The following is an 18,219-nucleotide window of genomic DNA, read 5'->3' as shown; positions in this document are numbered from 1 at the left end:
CGCCGTTCGGGGAACGCGGCGCGGCTCGGCCTCATGGCCCTGCCCGTCGCGTTCTTCGCGGTGTTCTTCGCCTACCCGGTGGCCGCGATCGTCCAGCGGGGACTGAAGGCCGACGGCGGCTGGCGGTTCGGGCGGATCGCGGAGGTGCTCGGGCAGTCCGACATCCGGCACGTGCTGTGGTTCACCACCTGGCAGGCGCTCGCCTCCACCGCGCTCACCCTGCTGATCGCGCTGCCCGGCGCCTACGTCCTCGCCCGCTTCGACTTCCCGGGCCGTCAGGTGCTGCGGGCCGTCGTCACCGTCCCGTTCGTGCTGCCCACGGTCGTCGTCGGCACCGCGTTCCTCGCGCTCGTCGGGCACGGCGGCCTCCTCGACGAGCTGTGGGGCGTGCGCCTGGACACCACCGTGTGGGCGATCCTGCTCGCCCACGTCTTCTTCAACTACGCCGTCGTCGTACGGACCGTGGGCGGGCTGTGGTCCCAGCTGGACCCGCGGCAGGAGGAGGCCGCGCGGATGCTCGGCGCCTCACCACTGGCCGCCTGGCGCAGGGTCACCCTGCCCGCGCTGGCCCCCGCGGTCGCCGCGGCCGCGCTCATGGTCTTCCTCTTCACCTTCACCTCCTTCGGCGTGGTGCAGATCCTCGGCGGCCCCACCTTCTCCACCCTGGAGGTGGAGATCTACCGGCAGACCTCCGAGATCTTCGACCTGTCCACCGCCGCGGTCCTGACGATGGTGCAGTTCCTGGCGGTGGGCGCGATCCTCGCCGTGCACGCCTGGACCGTACGGCGCCGGGAGAGCACGCTGAGACTGGTGGACGCCTCGCTGACCGCCCGCCGTCCGCGCGGCGCGGGACAGTGGGCGCTGCTGGCCGGAGTGCTCCTCACCATCGTCCTGCTGCTCCTGCTGCCGCTCGCCGTGCTCGTGCAGCGGTCGTTCACCGCGCCCGGCCTCGGCTACTACCGGGCGCTGACCGACGCCGACGGCGGAACCTTCCTGGTCGCGCCGATCAGCGCCATCGGCACCTCCCTGTCCTACGCGGCCGCGGCCACCGCCATCGCCGTGGTGGTCGGCTCCCTCGCCGCCGCCGCGCTCACCCGCGGGGACGCCGGCCGGCTCGTACGCGGCTTCGACGCCCTGCTGATGCTGCCGCTCGGCGTGTCCGCGGTGACCGTCGGCTTCGGTTTCCTGATCGCCCTGGACGAGCCGCCGCTGGACCTCAGGCAGTCCTGGATCCTCGTCCCGCTCGCCCAGGCCCTGGTCGGCGTCCCCTTCGTCGTACGGACGATGCTGCCGGTGCTGCGGGCGGTGGACGTACGGCTGCGGGAGGCGGCGGCGGTGCTCGGGGCGTCGCCGTGGCGGGTGTGGCGGGAGGTCGACCTGCCGATGGTGCGGCGCGCCCTGCTGGTCGCCGCCGGGTTCGCCTTCGCGGTGTCGCTGGGGGAGTTCGGGGCCACCGTGTTCATCGCGCGGCCCGACAATCCGACGCTGCCGGTCGCCGTGGCGCGGTTGCTGAGCCGGCCCGGCGATCTCAACTACGGCCAGGCGATGGCCCTGTCGACGATTCTGATGGTGGTGTGCGCGGTGGCCCTGCTGGTCCTGGAGCGGCTGCGCACCGACCGGAGCGGGGAGTTCTGATGCTGCTGAGTCTTCGGGACGCGACCGTCCGTCTCGGCGGGCGGTCCGTCCTGGACGCCGTCGGCCTGGCGGTCGCCGAGCACGAGATCGTGTGCGTGCTCGGCCCCAGCGGCAGCGGAAAGTCGACGCTGCTGCGGGCGGTGGCCGGGCTGCAGCCGCTGGACTCCGGGCAGGTGCTGCTCGACGGCCGGGACCAGGCCGCGGTGCCCGTGCACCGGCGCGAGGTCGGGCTGATGTTCCAGGACCACCAGCTCTTCCCCCAGCGTGACGTGGCCGGCAACGTGGGCTTCGGGCTGCGCGTGCGCGGCACGGCGAAGGGCGAACGCGCCGCGCGGGTCGACGAGTTGCTGGAGCTGGTCGGACTCCCCGGGGCCGGCCGGCGGGCGGTGGCAGCCCTCTCCGGCGGCGAGCAGCAGCGGGTGGCCCTCGCCCGCGCGCTCGCTCCGCGGCCGCGGCTGCTGATGCTGGACGAGCCGCTCGGCCAGCTCGACCGCACGCTGCGGGAACGGCTCGTGGTCGAACTGCGCGAACTGTTCGGCCGACTGGGGACCACGGTGCTCGCCGTCACGCACGACCAGGGCGAGGCCTTCGCGCTCGCCGACCGGGTCGTGGTGATGCGGGACGGCCGGATCGCCCAGTCCGGCACCCCGCTCGAGGTGTGGCAGCGGCCCGCCGACGCCTTCGTGGCACGGTTCCTCGGCTTCGAGAACGTCGTCGAGGCGAGCGTCGACGACGGGACCGCGAGCACGCCCTGGGGCAGGGTGCCGGTCCCGCGGGGCACGCCCCGGGGCACCCGCGCCCTCCTGGTCCGGCCCGCCGGCGTGCGGCTCGTCCCCGTCGGCGAGGGCCTGCGCTGCACGGTCGCCGCCCGCACCTTCAAGGGCACCCACGTCGCCGTGCGCCTCCAGCCCGAGGACGCGCCGAGCCTGGAGGCGGCCTGCCCGCTGCGGTCGGCTCCGGCCACCGGCGAGGAGGTCGGGGTCGTGTTCGACGCGGCCGAGGTCGTCGTCCTCGGGGAGGCGTCCGTGCGGGCGGCGGCGGTGTGAAGGGGGCTGCCGGAGCGCCGGCGGAAGGGGCTGGGCCACGGTAGAGGCCGGCCCCGTCCTCCGGGCGAGCGCCGAAGGGGGAGGAGACGATGACCGGAGCTGCACACGGCACCACGGCGGTAGATGCACGCGTTCGTCGAGAACCGCCGGAGCGTCAGCCGTGCGCCGACCGACGAGGCCCCGCCGCCACGCCGGCGGCGCTGCCGGCGGCGGTCCGGTCCGCAGTGCCGGCGTGCGCGAGGGGCCGGAGCGCACGGTGGCCCCCTGGGCGGTGTCGGACCACCGTGCGCTCGCGACCCGGCCGGGGCGTCAGCCGGTGAACGCCCGCACGCTCCGACGCCCCGGGCCCCCGGCGCGGTGACCCCGGGGGCCGTGGCACGGCCCGGGAGGCCGGTGCCGTCAGCCCTGCACCGCCGCCGGGTCCATCCACATGACCTCCCAGGTGTGTCCGTCGAGGTCGTCGAAGGCGCGGCCGTACATGTGGCCGTAGTCCTGGGTCCGGCCGGTCACGGTGCCCCCGGCCGCGACCGCCCGCTCGACGAGTTCGTCGACCTTCTCGCGGCTCTCGGCGCTCAGACAGATCAGCACCTCGCTGCTCTTCCTGGAGTCCGCGATCTCCTTCTCGGTGAAGTCGGCGTAGCGCTGCTTGCCGAGGAGCATGGCGATGATCGTGTCGCTGATCACGACGCAGGCGCAGTCGTCGGTCGAGAACTGCGGGTTGATCGCGTAGCCGAGCTCGGTGAAGAACTTCCTCGACGCGGCCACGTCGTCGGTCGCCAGGTTCACGAAGATCATCTGCTGGTACATGGGGTCCTCTTCCGTCGTCGTGCGTGCCGTGCGTGCCGTTCGGTGGGGTAGACGGCGGGCCCGCGTGGAACTCATCGGTGTCCCGGGATTTTTTCCGGGACCCTCCCGCGTGTACCGCTCAGCGCGCCAGCGGAAGCGCGGCGAGCGCGGCGATCGCGAGGGTCAGCGGGACGAACAGGGCCAGCAGGGCGCCGGCGCGGAGGGCGGCGGCGGAGCGGAGCAGGGTGGCGGGCGCGCCGAGCCGCAGCAGCGCGGCGATGGTGCGGGTCCGGGACTGCCGGGCCTCGACGGCGGCGGTGAGCAGGGTGGCCACCGCGCAGCCGGCCACGAGCAGCGCGCCCAGGACGGTGAGCGGGCCGAGGGCCGGCGCGGCGCCGCCGTACAGCGCGGTCACCGCGTACGCCGCCGACGCCACCGCGCACACGACGCCCAGCGGGCGGCCGACGCGGCCCGCCTCCTCCATCAGGACCCGGCCGGCCAGGAGGCGTACGGCGCCGGGACGCACCGACTGGAGCAGACGCCCGCACAGGTGGGTGAGACCGGGGCCGGCCAGGGCGAGACCGACGGCGGTGAGCAGCCACCCGACGAGCACGGGCACCGAGCCGGCGGTCGGACCGCCGGGGAGGGGGACGCCGGAGGCGCTGCCGGCGGTGCTGCCGGAGTAGGTCTCCACGGTGAGCCCGACGGCGAGTACGGCGATGCCCCAGGGCAGGCCGGAGGGCGGCCGGCGGGGCGGGAGCGGGCGGTGCGGATCGTCCGCCAAGGCGTCCTGCCCAAACGTCTCTTCGCGGGCGGCACAGGCGGTGTCCCGGCCGGCGGAGGCGCCCGGGACGCCGTAGCCGTCGGCCGTCGCCGGGGGCTCGGTCCCCGTGCCCTCCTGCGTCGCGGCGGCTCCCGAGGCCGCGGGCCGGGCGGTGGTCCTCCGCTCCCGGGACTCCCGGGGCCGCAGGGCCGCGGCGACCACCGCGGAGGCGAGCGCGGGGACGATCGTCAGCAGGGTCAGGGCGCCCGGCACGGGCAGCCGTTCGCGCGCGGCGAGCGGGCCGGCCGCCGCGCCGTGGAAGGGCAGTGCAGGGCCCGGGAGGTCGCCGCGCAGCAGGAGGAAGAGCAGCAGCGCCAGCAGTGAGCCGAAGGCGCAGGACAGCGCGGTCGTGGCGGCCGAGACGGCCATCATCCGGGCGGGCCCGAGGCCGAGGGCGGACAGGGCGGAGCGGGGCCGGGTGCCGGGGTCGGTGCGGGCGACGGCGACCGCGAGATGGACCGTGGCGATCAGCGGCACCACGCACCAGGACAGGCCCAGCAGGGCGGCGGACGGGTCGGCCGGGCTCCGCAGGGCGTGACCGAGACTGCACAGCAGCAGGAAGCCCGTGCCCGCCGAGGCCGCCACGACGGTCAGGCGGCGAAGCTGGACGGCCGGGTGGGCGACGCGGATCAGACGGAGAGCGAGCACGCCGCCCGGCCTTCCGTGGTGTCGTCGGCCGGCGGCAGGTGCACGGTCTTCACGCACCGCCCGTCGAGCAGGGGCACCGTGCGGTCGGCGAGGGCGGCGGTCTCCGGTTCGTGGGTGGCCAGCACGACCGTGATGCCGTGCGAGCGGGCCGCCGTGGTGAGCGTGCGCAGCACGTGCGCGCGGTCGGCGCGGTGCAGCGGGGCCGTCGGCTCGTCGGCGAACAGCACCGTCGGCGCGGGGGCGAGCGCGCGGGCGATGCAGACGCGCTGCCGCTCGGCCTGGCGGAGCTGGTGCGGACGCCTGCGGGCCAGGTCGCCGATGTCCAGGCGTTCCAGCCACTCCAGGGCGGTTCCCCTGGCCCGCCGCCGGCCGGTGCCGCGCAGCATCAGGGGCAGGGCGGTGTTCTCCCAGACGTTGAGCTCCGGCACCAGCTCGGGGGCGGGGTCGATCCAGCCGAACCGGTCGCGGCGCAGCCGTTCCCGGGCCAGCGTGCCGAGGGTGTGCACGGGGGAGCTGTTGAACCAGACCTCGCCGCTGCGGACGCGGACCATGCCGGACAGGCACCGTAGCAGCGTGGTCTTGCCGCTGCCGCTCGGCCCGGAGACGGCGAGGATCTCTCCCTGCCCCACACCGAGCGACACGCCGCCGAGCGCGGGCGAGCCGTCCTTGTGGGTGTAGTGCAGGGCGCGTGCCCAGAGTACGTCGTTGTCCGGCGGGGCCACCATGGCGTACACCTCGGTTCGGATCGGAAATGCCGCGCGGGTTGCCGTGCGGGTCCGTGGGATCCCTTCGTACGAATCCCCCGTACGGGGGAACGAAGGCGGAGCCGATCGGTCACTGAACGCTAGGCAGCCGAGGCCGGGAGGCCGGACAGCACACGGCCCCGGGCCGCCGTTTCCCACTCGAACGGACGGCTCCGGGGCCGGTGATGATCATCTGATCGGAGGTACGCGCCTCAGGCGCTCGCTCACCTCGGCGTGCCCGCGGGAGGCACCCGGGGTCACAGCTTGGTCCACGCCTCCGTCAGCGTCGCGCGCAGGATCTGCTCGATCTCGTCGAAGGTCTCCTGGTTGGAGATCAGCGGCGGGGCGAGCTGGACGACCGGGTCGCCGCGGTCGTCGGCACGGCAGTACAGGCCGTTGTCGTACAGCGCCTTGGACAGGAAGCCGTACAGGACGCGCTCGGTCTCCTCCTCGTTGAAGGACTCCTTGGTGTTCTTGTCCTTCACCAGCTCGATGCCGTAGAAGAAGCCGTTGCCGCGGACGTCGCCGACGATCGGCAGGTCGTGCAGCTTCTGCAGGGTGGAGAGGAACGCGGACTCGTTGTCCAGCACGTGCTGGTTCAGGCCCTCGCGCTCGAACAGGTCGAGGTTGGCCAGGCCCACCGCGGCGGAGACCGGATGGCCGCCGAAGGTGTAGCCGTGCAGGAAGGTGTTGTCGCCCTTGTAGAACGGCTCGGCGAGGCGGTCGGAGATGATGCAGGCGCCGATCGGGGAGTAGCCCGAGGTCATGCCCTTGGCGCAGGTGATCATGTCCGGGACGTAGCCGAACTTGTCGCAGGCGAACATCGTGCCGAGGCGGCCGAAGGCGCAGATGACCTCGTCGGAGACGAGCAGTACGTCGTACTGGTCACAGATCTCGCGCACCCGCTGGAAGTAGCCGGGCGGCGGCGGGAAGCAGCCGCCGGCGTTCTGCACCGGCTCGAGGAAGACGGCCGCCACCGTCTCCGGGCCCTCGAAGAGGATCTGCTGCTCGATCTGGTCGGCGGCCCAGCGGCCGAAGGCCTCCGGGTCGTCGCCGAAGATCGGGGCGCGGTAGATGTTGGTGTTCGGGACCTTGTGCGCGCCCGGGACGAGGGGCTCGAACGGCGCCTTCAGGCCGGGCAGACCCGTGATGGACAGGGCGCCCTGCGGGGTGCCGTGGTAGGCGACCGCGCGGGATATGACCTTGTGCTTGGTGGGCTTGCCGACCAGCTTGAAGTACTGCTTGGCGAGCTTCCAGGCGGTTTCCACCGCCTCACCGCCGCCGGTGGTGAAGAAGACCTTGTTCAGGTCGCCCGGCGCGTAGTCGGCGAGCCGCTCCGCCAGCTCCACGGCCTTGGGGTGGGCGTACGACCACACCGGGAAGAACGCCAGTTCCTGGGCCTGCTTGAAGGCGGTCTCGGCGAGCTCGGTGCGGCCGTGGCCCGCCTGGACCACGAACAGACCCGCGAGGCCGTCGAGGTAGCGCTTGCCCTTGTCGTCGTAGATGTAGGTGCCCTCGCCGCGCACGATCGTCGGCACGGGGGAGTTCTCGTACGAGGACATGCGGGTGAAGTGCATCCACAGGTGGTCGTACGCGGTTCGGCTGAGGTCCTTGCTCACGGTTATCGGGTTCCCCACATGTAGGTCTGCTTCTTGAGCTTGAGGTAGACGAAGCTCTCGGTGGAGCGCACGCCGGGCAGGGCCCGGATGCGTTTGTTGATGACGTCCAGCAGGTGGTCGTCGTCCTCGCAGACGATCTCGGCGAGGATGTCGAACGAGCCCGCGGTCATCACCACGTACTCGACTTCCGACATGTCAGTCAGCGCGTCGGCTATGGCCTCGACATCGCCCTCGACGTTGATGCCGACCATCGCCTGCCGGCGGAAGCCCACGGTGAGCGGGTCCGTGACGGCGACGATCTGCATGACGCCCTGGTCCAGCAGCTTCTGGACGCGCTGGCGCACGGCCGCCTCGGAGAGGCCGACGGCCTTGCCGATCGCGGCGTAGGGCCGGCGGCCGTCTTCCTGGAGCTGCTGGATGATGGCGAGGGAGACGGCGTCCAGCTGGGGGGTGCCGTTCCCGTTGCGGGACTCGCGGGACGAGTCCTTCTGGTCTGCGCTTCGACTGGCCACGACCTCACTCTGCACGACGTCTCGACAGTTGCGCAAGGCCGCAGCGATGAAATTCGTTGTTTGAGAGCCTGCTCTCTGCGGATTTCGCAGAAGTGATGCCAGTGGGGGTGTTGAAAACGTGGCATCGCCGACTAGGGTGGGTGTCTCAGCGATTGGACACCTGAACCACACCAGGAGGGCCGGCAGTGAGCACCGAGCTGCGTCGTCTGCGCAACTACATCGACGGTGAGTTCCGGGACGCCGCCGACGGACGGACCACAGAGGTGGTCAACCCCGCGACCGGCGAGGCGTACGCGACCGCGCCGCTGTCCGGCCGGGCGGACGTCGACGCCGCCATGGCGGCCGCCGCCGCGGCCTTCCCCGGCTGGCGCGACACCACCCCGGCAGAGCGCCAGAAGGCCCTGCTGAAGATCGCGGACGCCTTCGAGGAGCGCGCCGAGGAACTGATCGCGGCGGAGGTGGAGAACACGGGCAAGCCGATCGGGCTGACCCGCTCCGAGGAGATCCCGCCGATGGTCGACCAGATCCGCTTCTTCGCGGGTGCCGCGCGGCTGCTCGAGGGCCGCTCGGCCGGCGAGTACATGGAGGGGATGACCTCGATCGTCCGCCGCGAGCCGATCGGCGTCTGCGCCCAGGTCGCGCCGTGGAACTACCCGATGATGATGGCCGTGTGGAAGTTCGCCCCGGCCCTCGCCGCGGGCAACACCGTCGTCCTCAAGCCGTCGGACACCACCCCGGCCTCCACGGTCCTGATCGCCGACATCATCGGCTCGGTCCTGCCCAAGGGCGTCTTCAACGTCGTCTGCGGCGACCGCGACACCGGCCGCCTGATGGTCGAGCACCCGACCCCCGCCATGGCCTCCATCACCGGCTCGGTGCGTGCGGGCATGTCGGTGGCCGAGTCCGCCTCCAAGGACGTCAAGCGCGTCCACCTGGAGCTGGGCGGCAAGGCCCCGGTCGTCGTCTTCGAGGACACCGACATCGACAAGGCCGTCGAGGACATCTCGGTCGCCGGCTTCTTCAACGCCGGCCAGGACTGCACGGCCGCCACCCGCGTCCTCGTCCACGAGTCCATCCACGACGAGTTCGTCGCCGCGCTCGCCAAGGCCGCCGAGGAGGCGAAGACCGGGCAGCCGGACGACGAGGACGTCCTCTTCGGCCCGCTGAACAACCCCAACCAGCTGAAGCAGGTCGCCGGCTTCATCGAGCGGCTGCCCGCCCACGCCAAGGTCGAGGCCGGCGGCCACCAGGTCGGCGACAAGGGCTACTTCTACGCCGCGACCGTCGTCTCGGGCCTCAAGCAGGATGACGAGATCGTCCAGAAGGAGGTCTTCGGCCCGGTCATCACCGTCCAGTCCTTCACGGACGAGGACCAGGCCGTCGAGTGGGCCAACGGCGTCGAGTACGCGCTGGCGTCCTCGGTGTGGACCAAGGACCACGGCCGCGCCATGCGCATGTCCAAGAAGCTCGACTTCGGCTGTGTGTGGATCAACACCCACATCCCGCTGGTCGCCGAGATGCCGCACGGCGGCTTCAAGAAGTCCGGCTACGGCAAGGACCTGTCGGCGTACGGCTTCGAGGACTACACGCGGATCAAGCACGTGATGACGTCGCTGGACGCCTGAGGCGACCGGCGGGCGCACCGCCCGCCTCGCCCGGACCGTGAGCACTCAACCGGTTGAGTGCTCACGGTCGCGACAAGGGGACCCGTGGCCCCGGACGGAGGACGGACCGTCCGGGGCCACGCCCGTTCCACCGGGCCGCCGGGAGCTCTGGGCACTGACGGAAGAGCCCGACCGCTGAGCGCCGGGAGCTCTGCGCCCTCACGGAAGAGCCCGACGGCTGAGCGCCGGGAGCTCTGGGCCCTGACGGAAGAGCCCGACCGCTGAGCGCCGGCCGATCGACAAGGTGTCCGGTAGGCCCGGGGCCGCTCGACGGAGCGTCGATTGTCCCGCCGCCGACCCGGGCGGCATGCTGCGGCAATGCCTCCGACACCCAAGACGCCGGCGATCCCGCACCCGCACTCCCGCCGTTCCCTGCTGCGCGCCCTCGGCTCCACCGCCGTGCTCGGCGCGCTCGCCGGGTGCGGGGTCCCCGCCGCGTACGTCCGGCCCGGTGACCGTTCCGGGCCGGACTCATCCGCCACGGACAAGCGTCTGGCCTGGTCGAACTGGCCGCTCTACATCGACACCGACGACAAGCACCCCAGCCGGCGGCCCACCCTGGAGGCCTTCGAGAAGCGCACCGGGATCTCCGTGGACTACTCCGAGGAGATCAACGACAACGACGAGTTCTTCGGCAAGATCAGCCCCGCCCTGATGAACCACCAGAAGCCGGGCCGCGACCTCATCGTCATCAGCGACTGGATGTGCGCGCGGTTCGTGCGCCTGGGCTGGGTGCAGGAGATGGACCGCGCGCACCAGCCCCACGTGGCGCGGAATCTCGACCCGCTGCTGCGCTCGCCCGCCTTCGACCCGGGGCGCCGGTTCACGGTGCCGTACCAGTCGGGCATCACCGGCATCGCCTACAACCGCCGCCGGCTCGGCCGTGAGATCCATCAGGTCTCCGACCTGTGGGCGGGCGACCTGAAGGGCAGGGTGACGCTGCTCTCCGGGCTGGACGAGGCCTTCGCGCTGCTCATGCAGGCCGACGGTGTCGACATCCGCAGGTGGACGGCGGACGACTTCCACCGGGTGTGCGACCAGGTGGAGCGGCAGGTCCGACGCGGCCAGATCCGCCGCTTCACCGGCAACGACTACACCAAGGACCTGGTCAGCGGCGACGTCCTGGCCTGCCAGGCATACTCAGGCGACGTGATCCAGCTCCAGGCGGACAACCCCGACATCCGCTTCGTGGTGCCCGAGGAGGGCGCCGAGCTGTGGTCCGACTCCCTGATGATCCCCAACCGGGCCGGTCACAAGGCCAACGCCGAGCGGCTGATCGACTACTACTACGAGCCCGAGGCCGCCGCCGAACTGGCCACCTGGGTGAACTACGTCTGCCCGGTCCCGGCGGCCCAGGAGGTGCTGGCGGCCGCCAAGGACGAGGACACCGCGGCCCTGGCCGGCAATCCGCTGATCTTCCCCGACGCCACCATGCGCGAGCGCCTGGCCGTCGCCCGCGACATCACCTCCACCGAGCGGCTGGAGTTCGCCCGACGGTGGAACAGGATCGTGGGCCTGTAGCCCGTGGGACGGCCGCCGGACCGGCGGCGGCGTGCCGCCCCGCCCGGCGCGAGGGGCGGCCGTCGCTCACCGCCCGGGGGGCCGGCGCTCACCGCCCGGCGGTCGGGGGCCCGGCGCGGACGGGGGAGTGGCCGGGCCCCCGCCCGCGCGGAACTCAGGACCCGTTCGCGTTCGACGGTCCGAAGAACTCGATCTCGGCGATGGACACCTGCTTCTTGGCGGAGGTCTGGTAGGCGGACTCGATGACGAACCGCACGGCCGTGACCTCGCCGACCCGGAACGCGCGACGCTGGCCGCCCGCGCCCTGGTCGAGGGTGAGCTCGCGGGTCGTGGTCTTGCCGTCGGCCAGAGTGATGCGGGCCTCGACGCGGTGCGGGAGCGCCGACTGGGAGAGCTGGTCGGGACGCTTCGACACCCCAGGGGTGATGATCAGATCCAGCAGCCTGGTCGGCTCGGAGAACCGCGCCTCGATCCACTGGCCCTGCCCGGACTCGGCCACCCCGGGCCCCCACCAGGTGTTGTTCAGCTTGTCGAAGGCCAGTTCGGGCTTGTGCCCCGGGTAGGAGCGGGACGCGGTGACGCGGTCGGGAGCCACCGGAGCACGCTTGGCGAAGTGGTCGCGGGTCGCCTGGACGCCCTGCGGGATGTGCACCGCCAGCACGATCAGCAGGGTCAGGACGACGAGCGCCCCCACCCAGGTCAGCACGCGGTCGAAGGTCCGGCGCAGCCGGGGGCGGTCACCGGCCCACGGGGTCTCGCGGTTGCCGGAGCCCACCAGCCGTCGCCACCAGGGCAGCCGCCCGGACGCCTGCTCGCTGCGGGTCATCGGCATCGCGCACCGCGCGCAGTAGTGCCGGTCGGGCCGGTTGAGCGTCGAGCACCAGGGGCAGGGCGTCCCGCCGGCGGCGCCGGCCTCCTCGCCCGGAGCCCGTACGACCTGCGGGCGCTGGGGGGCGGGACGGCCCGGCAGCACCGGGGCCACGGAGGGGTCCGCGGTGGGCCGGGCCTGCGGGTCGGCGACCGGGATGAGCAGCTGCCGCGCCCGGTCGGTCATGCCCTCGGCGTCGGCGGGAGCCGTCGCGCCGGGCAGCGGAGCGGTGGGCGCGGTCTCGTCCGCGGCCGGGGCGGCGGTGGCCGGGACCGGGGCGGTGGTCTCCAGGTCCGGGTCGGAGGCCGGGACCGGAGCGCTTCCGGGTGCGCTCTCCGAACCGGGGGCCATGTGGCCGGGGGCCGCGTGGACGGGAGCCGTGGGGGCCGGTGCGGCCGGGGCCGCGCCGGACGCGCCCCCGGCGGGGGACGCACCGTCGCCGGATCGCGGCCCGGACGAACCGGGTGCTCCGGACGCCGTGGCGCCACCGGGCACACCGGTGGGCCCTCCGGTGGCCCCGGCCTCCGGGGCGGGCGCCCCGGACCGCTCCGGTGCGCCCGTCGCCGGCGTACCGGCCGTCGCCGCTCCGGCCGCGGCCGGTGTCCGGGTGGCCGCCCGGTCGGTCCAGCTCAGTACCGCGCCGCAGGCGTCGCAGAACGACTGTCCCGGTTCCGCGCGGGTGCCGCAGTCGGCGCAGTTCTGGGTGGTCGTCATCTCTCGGTGGTCCTTTCGGCGGGTACAGCGGGTTCCGTGGCGGTCACCCGGACCGTGTACGGCATGTGGGCGGGGCGGGCGGCGGCCACCAGGGTGTCCAGGCGGTGCCGGTCCGCGGAGGTGGGGTGGGGCAGCCGCAGATGTACGTGCAGGCGCGGACGGGACTCGCCCGGCACCGGGCCGAGCGGACGGGCGCTCCAGGCGGCGGCGCCGCTCTCGCTGATCTCCGGCTCCACGCCGAAGGCCAGCCGCACCGTCTCCGACAGCCCGCGCCGGGTCCCACGGATGCGGTGCAGGTACGCCGCGGCGGCCACGGCCGCCCGCAGCAGCGGCTCGGGTTCGCTGCCGTCGGTCTCCGCGCCGACCCAGCCGCCCAGCCACCGGGCGAAGTCCGGCGGGGCCAGGGACGGCCGGAAGTACGTGTCCAGGCAGTCCAGGACGCTCAGGATCGGCGCGATCACCTCGTCGAGACCGGCGACGAACCGCTGCGCGAGGTCGTCGTCGGCGAACACCGCCGGCAGCATCATGCCGATCGGCGCAGAGGAGCCGAGGCCGTCGATGGAGCCCCGCATCAGGCACCGTCCCCGATCACGCGCACCCGGTGGTCGAAGGAGAACACCAGGGAGGGCCGGGACAGGTCGATGCGGTCCGTGGCGTCGCCGCGCTTGCCGGTCAGCGGGTCGGCGGGGTGCAGGACCACCTCGTCGACCAGTTCCACGCCCGGCACCCGCTGCAGCACCGCGAAGACCTCGCCGGACTGGACGGGACGGCCGAACGGCCAGCCGGCGCCGTCCGCGCCGCCGGTCAGCGGGTCGAGGTGCCGGTAGAGCGCGTCGTGCACCTGCCGGCGCACCCGGTCGGTGTCCACACCCCGGAAGGCGTGCACCGTGGCCACCACCGTGACGCCCTGGTAGTACGGCGGCCCGACCGCCAGCCTCGTCCCGATCAGACGGCGTTCGTCCAGGTGCCGGGTGATCCGGTCCAGCAGAGCGTCGCCGGGCACCAGTTGCTCGAAACGGAGCCGGCCGCCCGGGTCCGGCACTGCCTGCGGCACCACCAGCACCCGCACCGCGTACGCCCCGTGCTCGCCCTCCTCGCCCTCCAGGCAGGTGATGCGCGCCGTCTCCGGCGCGGCCCGGCGGGCCAGCTCCTCGTAGTCCCGCAGGGTCACCGCCCGTTCCTGGGCGCGCAGGGTGATCGGCGCCCGGACCTTCGCCTCGTCCACCGTCTCCCCGTCCACCCCGCCGCGGGCCGCCTCGCGGTTGACCACCTCCGAGACGTAGGGGATGGAGGTGCGCAGGATCTGCACCGCGCCCCGGGCCACGTTGCCGGCCCGGCCGCCGCCGGTGCGGTAGCGGCGGGCCCGGACCGGCGCGCCCTTGGGGGCGACCGCCCCGAACTGCCGCAACGAGCCGTCGGGTTCGCGCACCGCGGGCCCGAAGGCGATCTCACCGGTCGTGGCGTCGAGGGTGATGTGCCGGTCGTCCGGTCCGGAGGCCGCGAAGTTCGGGACCACCTGCCAGTCCGCCCAGCCGTCGTGCTCGGCGGTCTGCAGCAGCACCGGCGGGTCGTCGCCGACCACGGGCGCGTGCGCCAGGCGCAGCCGCTGCCCGGGCAGCCCGGTGGACTCGCCGAGCGCCTCGTCGTTCACGGTCTCGGCGTGCACGGCGGCGGTGGTGCCGCCGATGGTGAAGGCCTCGGCGGCGCGGACCGTCGGGGAGGTGGTGTAGAACGGCTGGCCGGACAGGGGCTCGGTGACCCGGCAGCGCACCCAGCCCGCCTCCTGCCCGGCGTTGCGGGACAGCACGTGCCCGCCGGGGATGTGCAGGACCACCTCGCCGGGGCGGTTGAGGCCGCCCGTGCCGTCCCGGTCGACCTCGCAGGGCCGCCAGCCGTCCGCCGTCCACGCCTCCCACACCAGGGGCGGCTGTCGCGGGTCCACGCCGACGCCGTCCACCCGGCTGTCCAGGTCCAGGGCGAGCGCACAGTGCGGCACGGCCGCGGACAGGCCGAGCAGCATGCAGTCGCCCGGATCGGGCGACTCCGCGAAGCACAGCAGGTCCTTGCCGTCCTCCGCCAGGTCGTGCGTGCGGTCGACGGCCGCCTGGCCCCGGTGCTGCACCAGCAGATGACGCAACTCGCACGGCACCACGGTCAGATGGCGCTCGGTGGCGAAGACGACGGCCTCCTCGCTCTCGGTGCGCATGGTGGCGACCTCGGTGCCGACCGGCACCGCCACCGGCTCCTCCTGCGGCGCCGACAGCCAGAACGTGACGTCGGTGCGCGCGGCCGACGGCGGGAACAGGGTGATCCCGACCAGGTCCAGGAAGGCCAGGTGGTTCTTCTCGGGCACCCGGTTGAGCCGGTACACGATCTGGTCGGCCATGTGGGCGACCGTCTCGACCAGGGTGACGCCGGGGTCGGAGACGTTGTGGTCGGTCCACTCCGGGGCCCGCTGCTGGATGTAGCGCTTGGCGTCGTCGACGAACTGCTGGAAGCGGCGGTCGTCGAGGTTGGGGGAGGGCAGGGCCATCAGCGGTCGCTTTCCGGAGCCGGGCCGGCCGCACCGGGGCCGTCCGGCTCGTCGTGGGACGGAATGACGTAGAAGGGGAAGACGAGGCTGCGCGGGTTGTTGGTGCCGCGGATCGAGTAGCGCACGTCGATGTAGAGGACGCTCCGGTCGTCGCCCGCCGTCACCTCGACGTCGTCGACCTCGATGCGCGGCTCCCAGCGGTCCAGGCTGGCGTACACCTCGTGCTGGATGCGGCCCGCGGTCTGCTCGTTGACCGGGGCGAAGACCAGGTCGTGGATCGCGCAGCCGAAGTCGGGACGCATCGGGCGCTCGCCCGGCGCTGTGGACAGCACCAGCCGGATCGCCTCCTCGATCTCCCGCTCCCCGCTGACCAGCGCGATCCCGCCGGTCGGTCCGATCCGCAACGGGAACGACCACCCGGACCCGACGAACTGCTCGGCCATCAGAAACCCACCCCGCCTTCCACGGAAACGCTCACGGGATCACCATCGGCACGGGAATGGTGGTGACCCCGAACACGGCGGAACCGACCAGGGTGGTCGGCGACTTGATCGTCGTGTTGACGGCCGACGTGATCTGCACGGTGGCCCCGCCGGTGAGGTTGGCGGCGCCCAGGGCGCTCATGTTCAGGGCGCCCGCCGCGACCACCCCGATCTCGCCCGCGGCCTTCACGTTGACCAGCCCGGCCCCCTCGATGCTGAGCGCGCCGCCGCTCTTGATGGTCAGCCTGCGTCGTGCGCTGAGCGTGAGATCGGTGCCCGCCTCGACCGACACCGCCCGGCTGCCCTTGATCGTGACCTCGCCCTTGCTGTCCACGACGATCTCGGTGTTCGTCCGGTCCAGGCTGATGGTCAGCCGGTTGTCCCCGGACGCCAGCCGGACCCCCTGCTTGCGGCCGCCGGTCTTCTGGCTGAGCAGGTCCAGCCGGTTGCCGTCCCGGTCGGAGAGGGTGTGCCGGCTCGCCTTCTTCCGCACGGCGTCGTGCAGCGGCACGTCGCCGACGGTCGTCGGCCGGTCCTTGCCGTTGTAGAGCCCGCCGATCACGAACGGATGGTCGAGGGCGCCCCGGTCGAAGGCGACCAGCACCTCGTCGTTGACGTCCATCGGGAACACCCCGCCGCCGTCGAGACCGCCCAGTTGCACGGTCCGGGTCCAGTCGCTGACGTAGGTGTCGTCCAGCCACGGGAACTGCAACCGGACCCGCCCCTGCTTGAGCGGGTCGTTCACGTCGGTGACCAGGGCGTTGGCCACACTGGGCAGCCGGAGCGCGCCTTCCGTGCCGCCGGACGCCAGCCCGTACAGCGAGCGCCACTGCCGGCCGCTGACCGTCACCCACGCCTCGTAGTGCTTGCCGTCGCCGAAGACGTGCCGCACGGAGGTGACGGTGTACTTGCCCTCGAAGGGCCGGCCGACGTCGGCCAGCGCCACCGCGACCCCCGGCCGCAGCTTGGGGTTGCCGCGCGCCACGACCTCCAGCTCGGCGAAGGAGGACGTCACGTCGTCGGCGAGGGCGTCGGCCGCGGACTTCACCTCGTTCTGCTTGTCGTACGGCGTGCCCGTCTCCACCAGGGTGGCCGGCTTGAACTTCCCCGCCGCCGCGCCCGGGGTGGTGCCGATGCCGATGCCCGGGTTGTCGGTGGCGGGCGCGGTGGCGGTCAGCTTCTTCTTGGTGGTGACGTCCCAGCCCCGCGCCTCGACCTTGCCGACCTGGTCGGCGGCGGTGACCGCGGCCCGCAGCCGCAGGATGTCGTGCCCGGCCTGGAGCACGAACGGGCTCTTGTCCCCGTCGGTCTCGGGCGAGGGCGCCCCGGAGGACGGCTTCGGGCGGACGAACTGGAACTTCCCGTCCGCGTCCACCGACATCACCATCTCGTTCTCGTCGGCGAGCCGGGCGAGGAAGTCCCAGTCGGAGACGTTGGACTGGCTGATGAACTCGTACACCGTCCGGGTCGACTCGATCCGCCCGACCGGCACCCCGTCCTGGGCGGCCAGCTTCCGGGCGATGTCGGACGCGCTCTGGTTGCGGTAGGCGGCCACCCGGCGCTGACGCAGCAGCCGGTGCCCGAGGTCGTAGCCGCGGACCACGGCGAAGCTGCCCGTGCCGTCGTAGTCGGCCTCCAGGCCGGTGACCTCGCCGGTCAGCAGCGGATCGCCGGCGCCCTGCCCGTCGGACACCGGAGTGAGGATCACCTTCGTGCCGAAGGTGATGCCCAGCCGGCCGAGGATCTTCCGGTACGGGTCGCGGAAGGTGAGCCGGAACGCGGCCGGCACGCCGACGCCCTGGTCGACCCAGCTGTCGACGAGCGCCCGGGCGTACTCGGGCGGCAGCTTGGCGCCGCCGATCCGCACGTCGATGATGTTGGAGAACGCGGACCGCACCATCAGGCGCGCACCTCCTCCGCGGCCGGCAGCACCAGTTCGACGCCGGTCGGCAGGTGCGCCGGGTCGTCGATCCCGTTGGCCTCCGCGATCGAGCGCCAGGCCGCGGCGCTGCCGTACTCACGCCAGGCCAGCGACTGCAACGAGTCGCCGGCCACCACCCGGTGCACGCGCTGCGCGGTGAGCGCGCCCGAGGTCGGGTTCTGCCCCATGGTCGCGCTGGGGATCTCGTGCAGCTGCAGCCGGACGGTGGCGCGGATCGGCACGCCGGTCGTCCCGAAGAGGGTGTAACTGGCCTCCACCGAGCTGACGTAGGCGACGAACCGGGCGGTGGAGAAGGAGCCCCACTGGAGCACCACCCACGGCGGCGATGGCTGCTTGGCGGCGATGCTCCTGGAGGTCACCTCGCAGCACTTGAGCAGCGACTCCACCTTCTTCAGCACGGTGTTGCCGGCCGGCTCGTCGGAGGAGTCGAGGAAGATCTCCACACTCATCTGCCGAGGCTCGGACCCCATGAACTCCGGCAGCGGGCCGTCCCGTTCGATCTGCGCGGGGGTGGACTTCCACTGGGCCCGCCGCGACAGCGAGAGCTGTGACGGGTTGAAGTCGAAGCCGAACGTCCTGATGAGCCCGCCGGGAGTGGTGCTGTCGCCGGCGGGCGGTTCGTGGATCGCGAGTGTGGCGCGCACCAGACTCTTGCCGGCACCGCCCCTGCTGCCCTTCGCCAT

General features: G+C 73.0%; 15 protein-coding genes. 4 read left to right on the top strand and 11 right to left on the bottom strand.

Annotated elements, in window-relative coordinates; genetic code table 11:
• Positions 1 to 33: 33 nt before the first annotated feature.
• Both ACF061_RS17150 and ACF061_RS17145 read left to right on the top strand, forming a co-directional pair.
• Positions 34 to 1,635 carry an ABC transporter permease gene (locus ACF061_RS17150; protein WP_392267688.1) on the top strand — a complete coding sequence of 534 codons (1,602 nt, stop codon included), beginning with the start codon at positions 34 to 36 and terminating at the stop codon, positions 1,633 to 1,635.
• Positions 1,635 to 2,681: an ABC transporter ATP-binding protein gene (locus ACF061_RS17145; protein ID WP_392267687.1), complete on the top strand. Its 1,047-nt coding sequence runs from the start codon at positions 1,635 to 1,637 to the stop codon at positions 2,679 to 2,681. Before ACF061_RS17150 ends, ACF061_RS17145 begins: the two co-directional genes overlap by 1 nt.
• 399 nt (positions 2,682 to 3,080) lie before the next feature.
• Here the strand turns inward: ACF061_RS17145 and ACF061_RS17140 are convergent, their stop codons facing one another.
• The 5 genes from ACF061_RS17140 to ACF061_RS17120 form a co-directional block, all read right to left on the bottom strand.
• The gene (locus tag ACF061_RS17140) at positions 3,081 to 3,488 is read right to left on the bottom strand and encodes a VOC family protein (protein ID WP_392267686.1); all 408 of its coding nucleotides are present in this window, start codon (positions 3,486 to 3,488) and stop codon (positions 3,081 to 3,083) included.
• 118 nt (positions 3,489 to 3,606) lie between these two features.
• On the bottom strand, positions 3,607 to 4,938 hold the full coding sequence (locus ACF061_RS17135; RefSeq protein ID WP_392267685.1) for a hypothetical protein: 1,332 nt from the start codon (positions 4,936 to 4,938) through the stop codon (positions 3,607 to 3,609).
• Positions 4,920 to 5,663, bottom strand: coding sequence for an ABC transporter ATP-binding protein (locus ACF061_RS17130; RefSeq protein ID WP_392267684.1), 744 nt, complete (start codon positions 5,661 to 5,663; stop codon positions 4,920 to 4,922). The genes ACF061_RS17135 and ACF061_RS17130 overlap by 19 nt, the downstream gene beginning before the upstream one ends.
• A gap of 275 nt (positions 5,664 to 5,938) precedes the next feature.
• Positions 5,939 to 7,318: an aspartate aminotransferase family protein gene (locus tag ACF061_RS17125; RefSeq protein WP_392267683.1), complete on the bottom strand. Its 1,380-nt coding sequence runs from the start codon at positions 7,316 to 7,318 to the stop codon at positions 5,939 to 5,941.
• Entirely contained in the window at positions 7,303 to 7,827 is a 525-nt protein-coding gene (locus ACF061_RS17120; RefSeq protein ID WP_392267682.1) for an Lrp/AsnC family transcriptional regulator, read from the bottom strand. Before ACF061_RS17120 ends, ACF061_RS17125 begins: the two co-directional genes overlap by 16 nt.
• Before the next feature lie 170 nt (positions 7,828 to 7,997).
• Between ACF061_RS17120 and ACF061_RS17115 the strand changes: the two genes are divergently transcribed.
• Positions 7,998 to 9,437, top strand: a complete 1,440-nt coding sequence (locus ACF061_RS17115; protein WP_392267681.1) for a gamma-aminobutyraldehyde dehydrogenase — start codon at positions 7,998 to 8,000, stop codon at positions 9,435 to 9,437.
• Between the two features lie 357 nt (positions 9,438 to 9,794).
• Complete coding sequence (locus tag ACF061_RS17110) at positions 9,795 to 10,997, top strand: spermidine/putrescine ABC transporter substrate-binding protein (RefSeq protein ID WP_392267680.1); 1,203 nt, start codon at positions 9,795 to 9,797, stop codon at positions 10,995 to 10,997.
• Between the two features lie 154 nt (positions 10,998 to 11,151).
• Here the strand turns inward: ACF061_RS17110 and ACF061_RS17105 are convergent, their stop codons facing one another.
• The 6 genes from ACF061_RS17105 to ACF061_RS17080 are packed head-to-tail and all read right to left on the bottom strand — an operon-like array spanning position 11,152 to position 18,219.
• Complete coding sequence (locus ACF061_RS17105; protein WP_392267679.1) at positions 11,152 to 12,579, bottom strand: NADase-type glycan-binding domain-containing protein; 1,428 nt, start codon at positions 12,577 to 12,579, stop codon at positions 11,152 to 11,154.
• Positions 12,576 to 13,151, bottom strand: coding sequence for a phage tail protein (locus tag ACF061_RS17100; RefSeq protein ID WP_392267678.1), 576 nt, complete (start codon positions 13,149 to 13,151; stop codon positions 12,576 to 12,578). The genes ACF061_RS17105 and ACF061_RS17100 overlap by 4 nt, the downstream gene beginning before the upstream one ends.
• Positions 13,151 to 15,112: a putative baseplate assembly protein gene (locus ACF061_RS17095; protein WP_392267677.1), complete on the bottom strand. Its 1,962-nt coding sequence runs from the start codon at positions 15,110 to 15,112 to the stop codon at positions 13,151 to 13,153. The genes ACF061_RS17100 and ACF061_RS17095 overlap by 1 nt, the downstream gene beginning before the upstream one ends.
• Positions 15,112 to 15,555: a GPW/gp25 family protein gene (locus ACF061_RS17090; protein ID WP_392267676.1), complete on the bottom strand. Its 444-nt coding sequence runs from the start codon at positions 15,553 to 15,555 to the stop codon at positions 15,112 to 15,114. The genes ACF061_RS17095 and ACF061_RS17090 overlap by 1 nt, the downstream gene beginning before the upstream one ends.
• Positions 15,556 to 15,586: 31 nt before the next feature.
• Complete coding sequence (locus tag ACF061_RS17085) at positions 15,587 to 17,494, bottom strand: VgrG-related protein (protein WP_392267675.1); 1,908 nt, start codon at positions 17,492 to 17,494, stop codon at positions 15,587 to 15,589.
• Positions 17,494 to 18,219: a peptidase M23 gene (locus ACF061_RS17080; protein ID WP_392267674.1), complete on the bottom strand. Its 726-nt coding sequence runs from the start codon at positions 18,217 to 18,219 to the stop codon at positions 17,494 to 17,496. Before ACF061_RS17080 ends, ACF061_RS17085 begins: the two co-directional genes overlap by 1 nt.

The sequence above is a fragment of the Streptomyces sp. NPDC015220 genome, assembly GCF_043079345.1.
Classification (GTDB): Bacteria; Actinomycetota; Actinomycetes; order Streptomycetales; family Streptomycetaceae; genus Streptomyces.
Note: the sequence above shows the minus strand (reverse complement) of the source record. Positions and strands in the feature narration are given on the sequence as shown.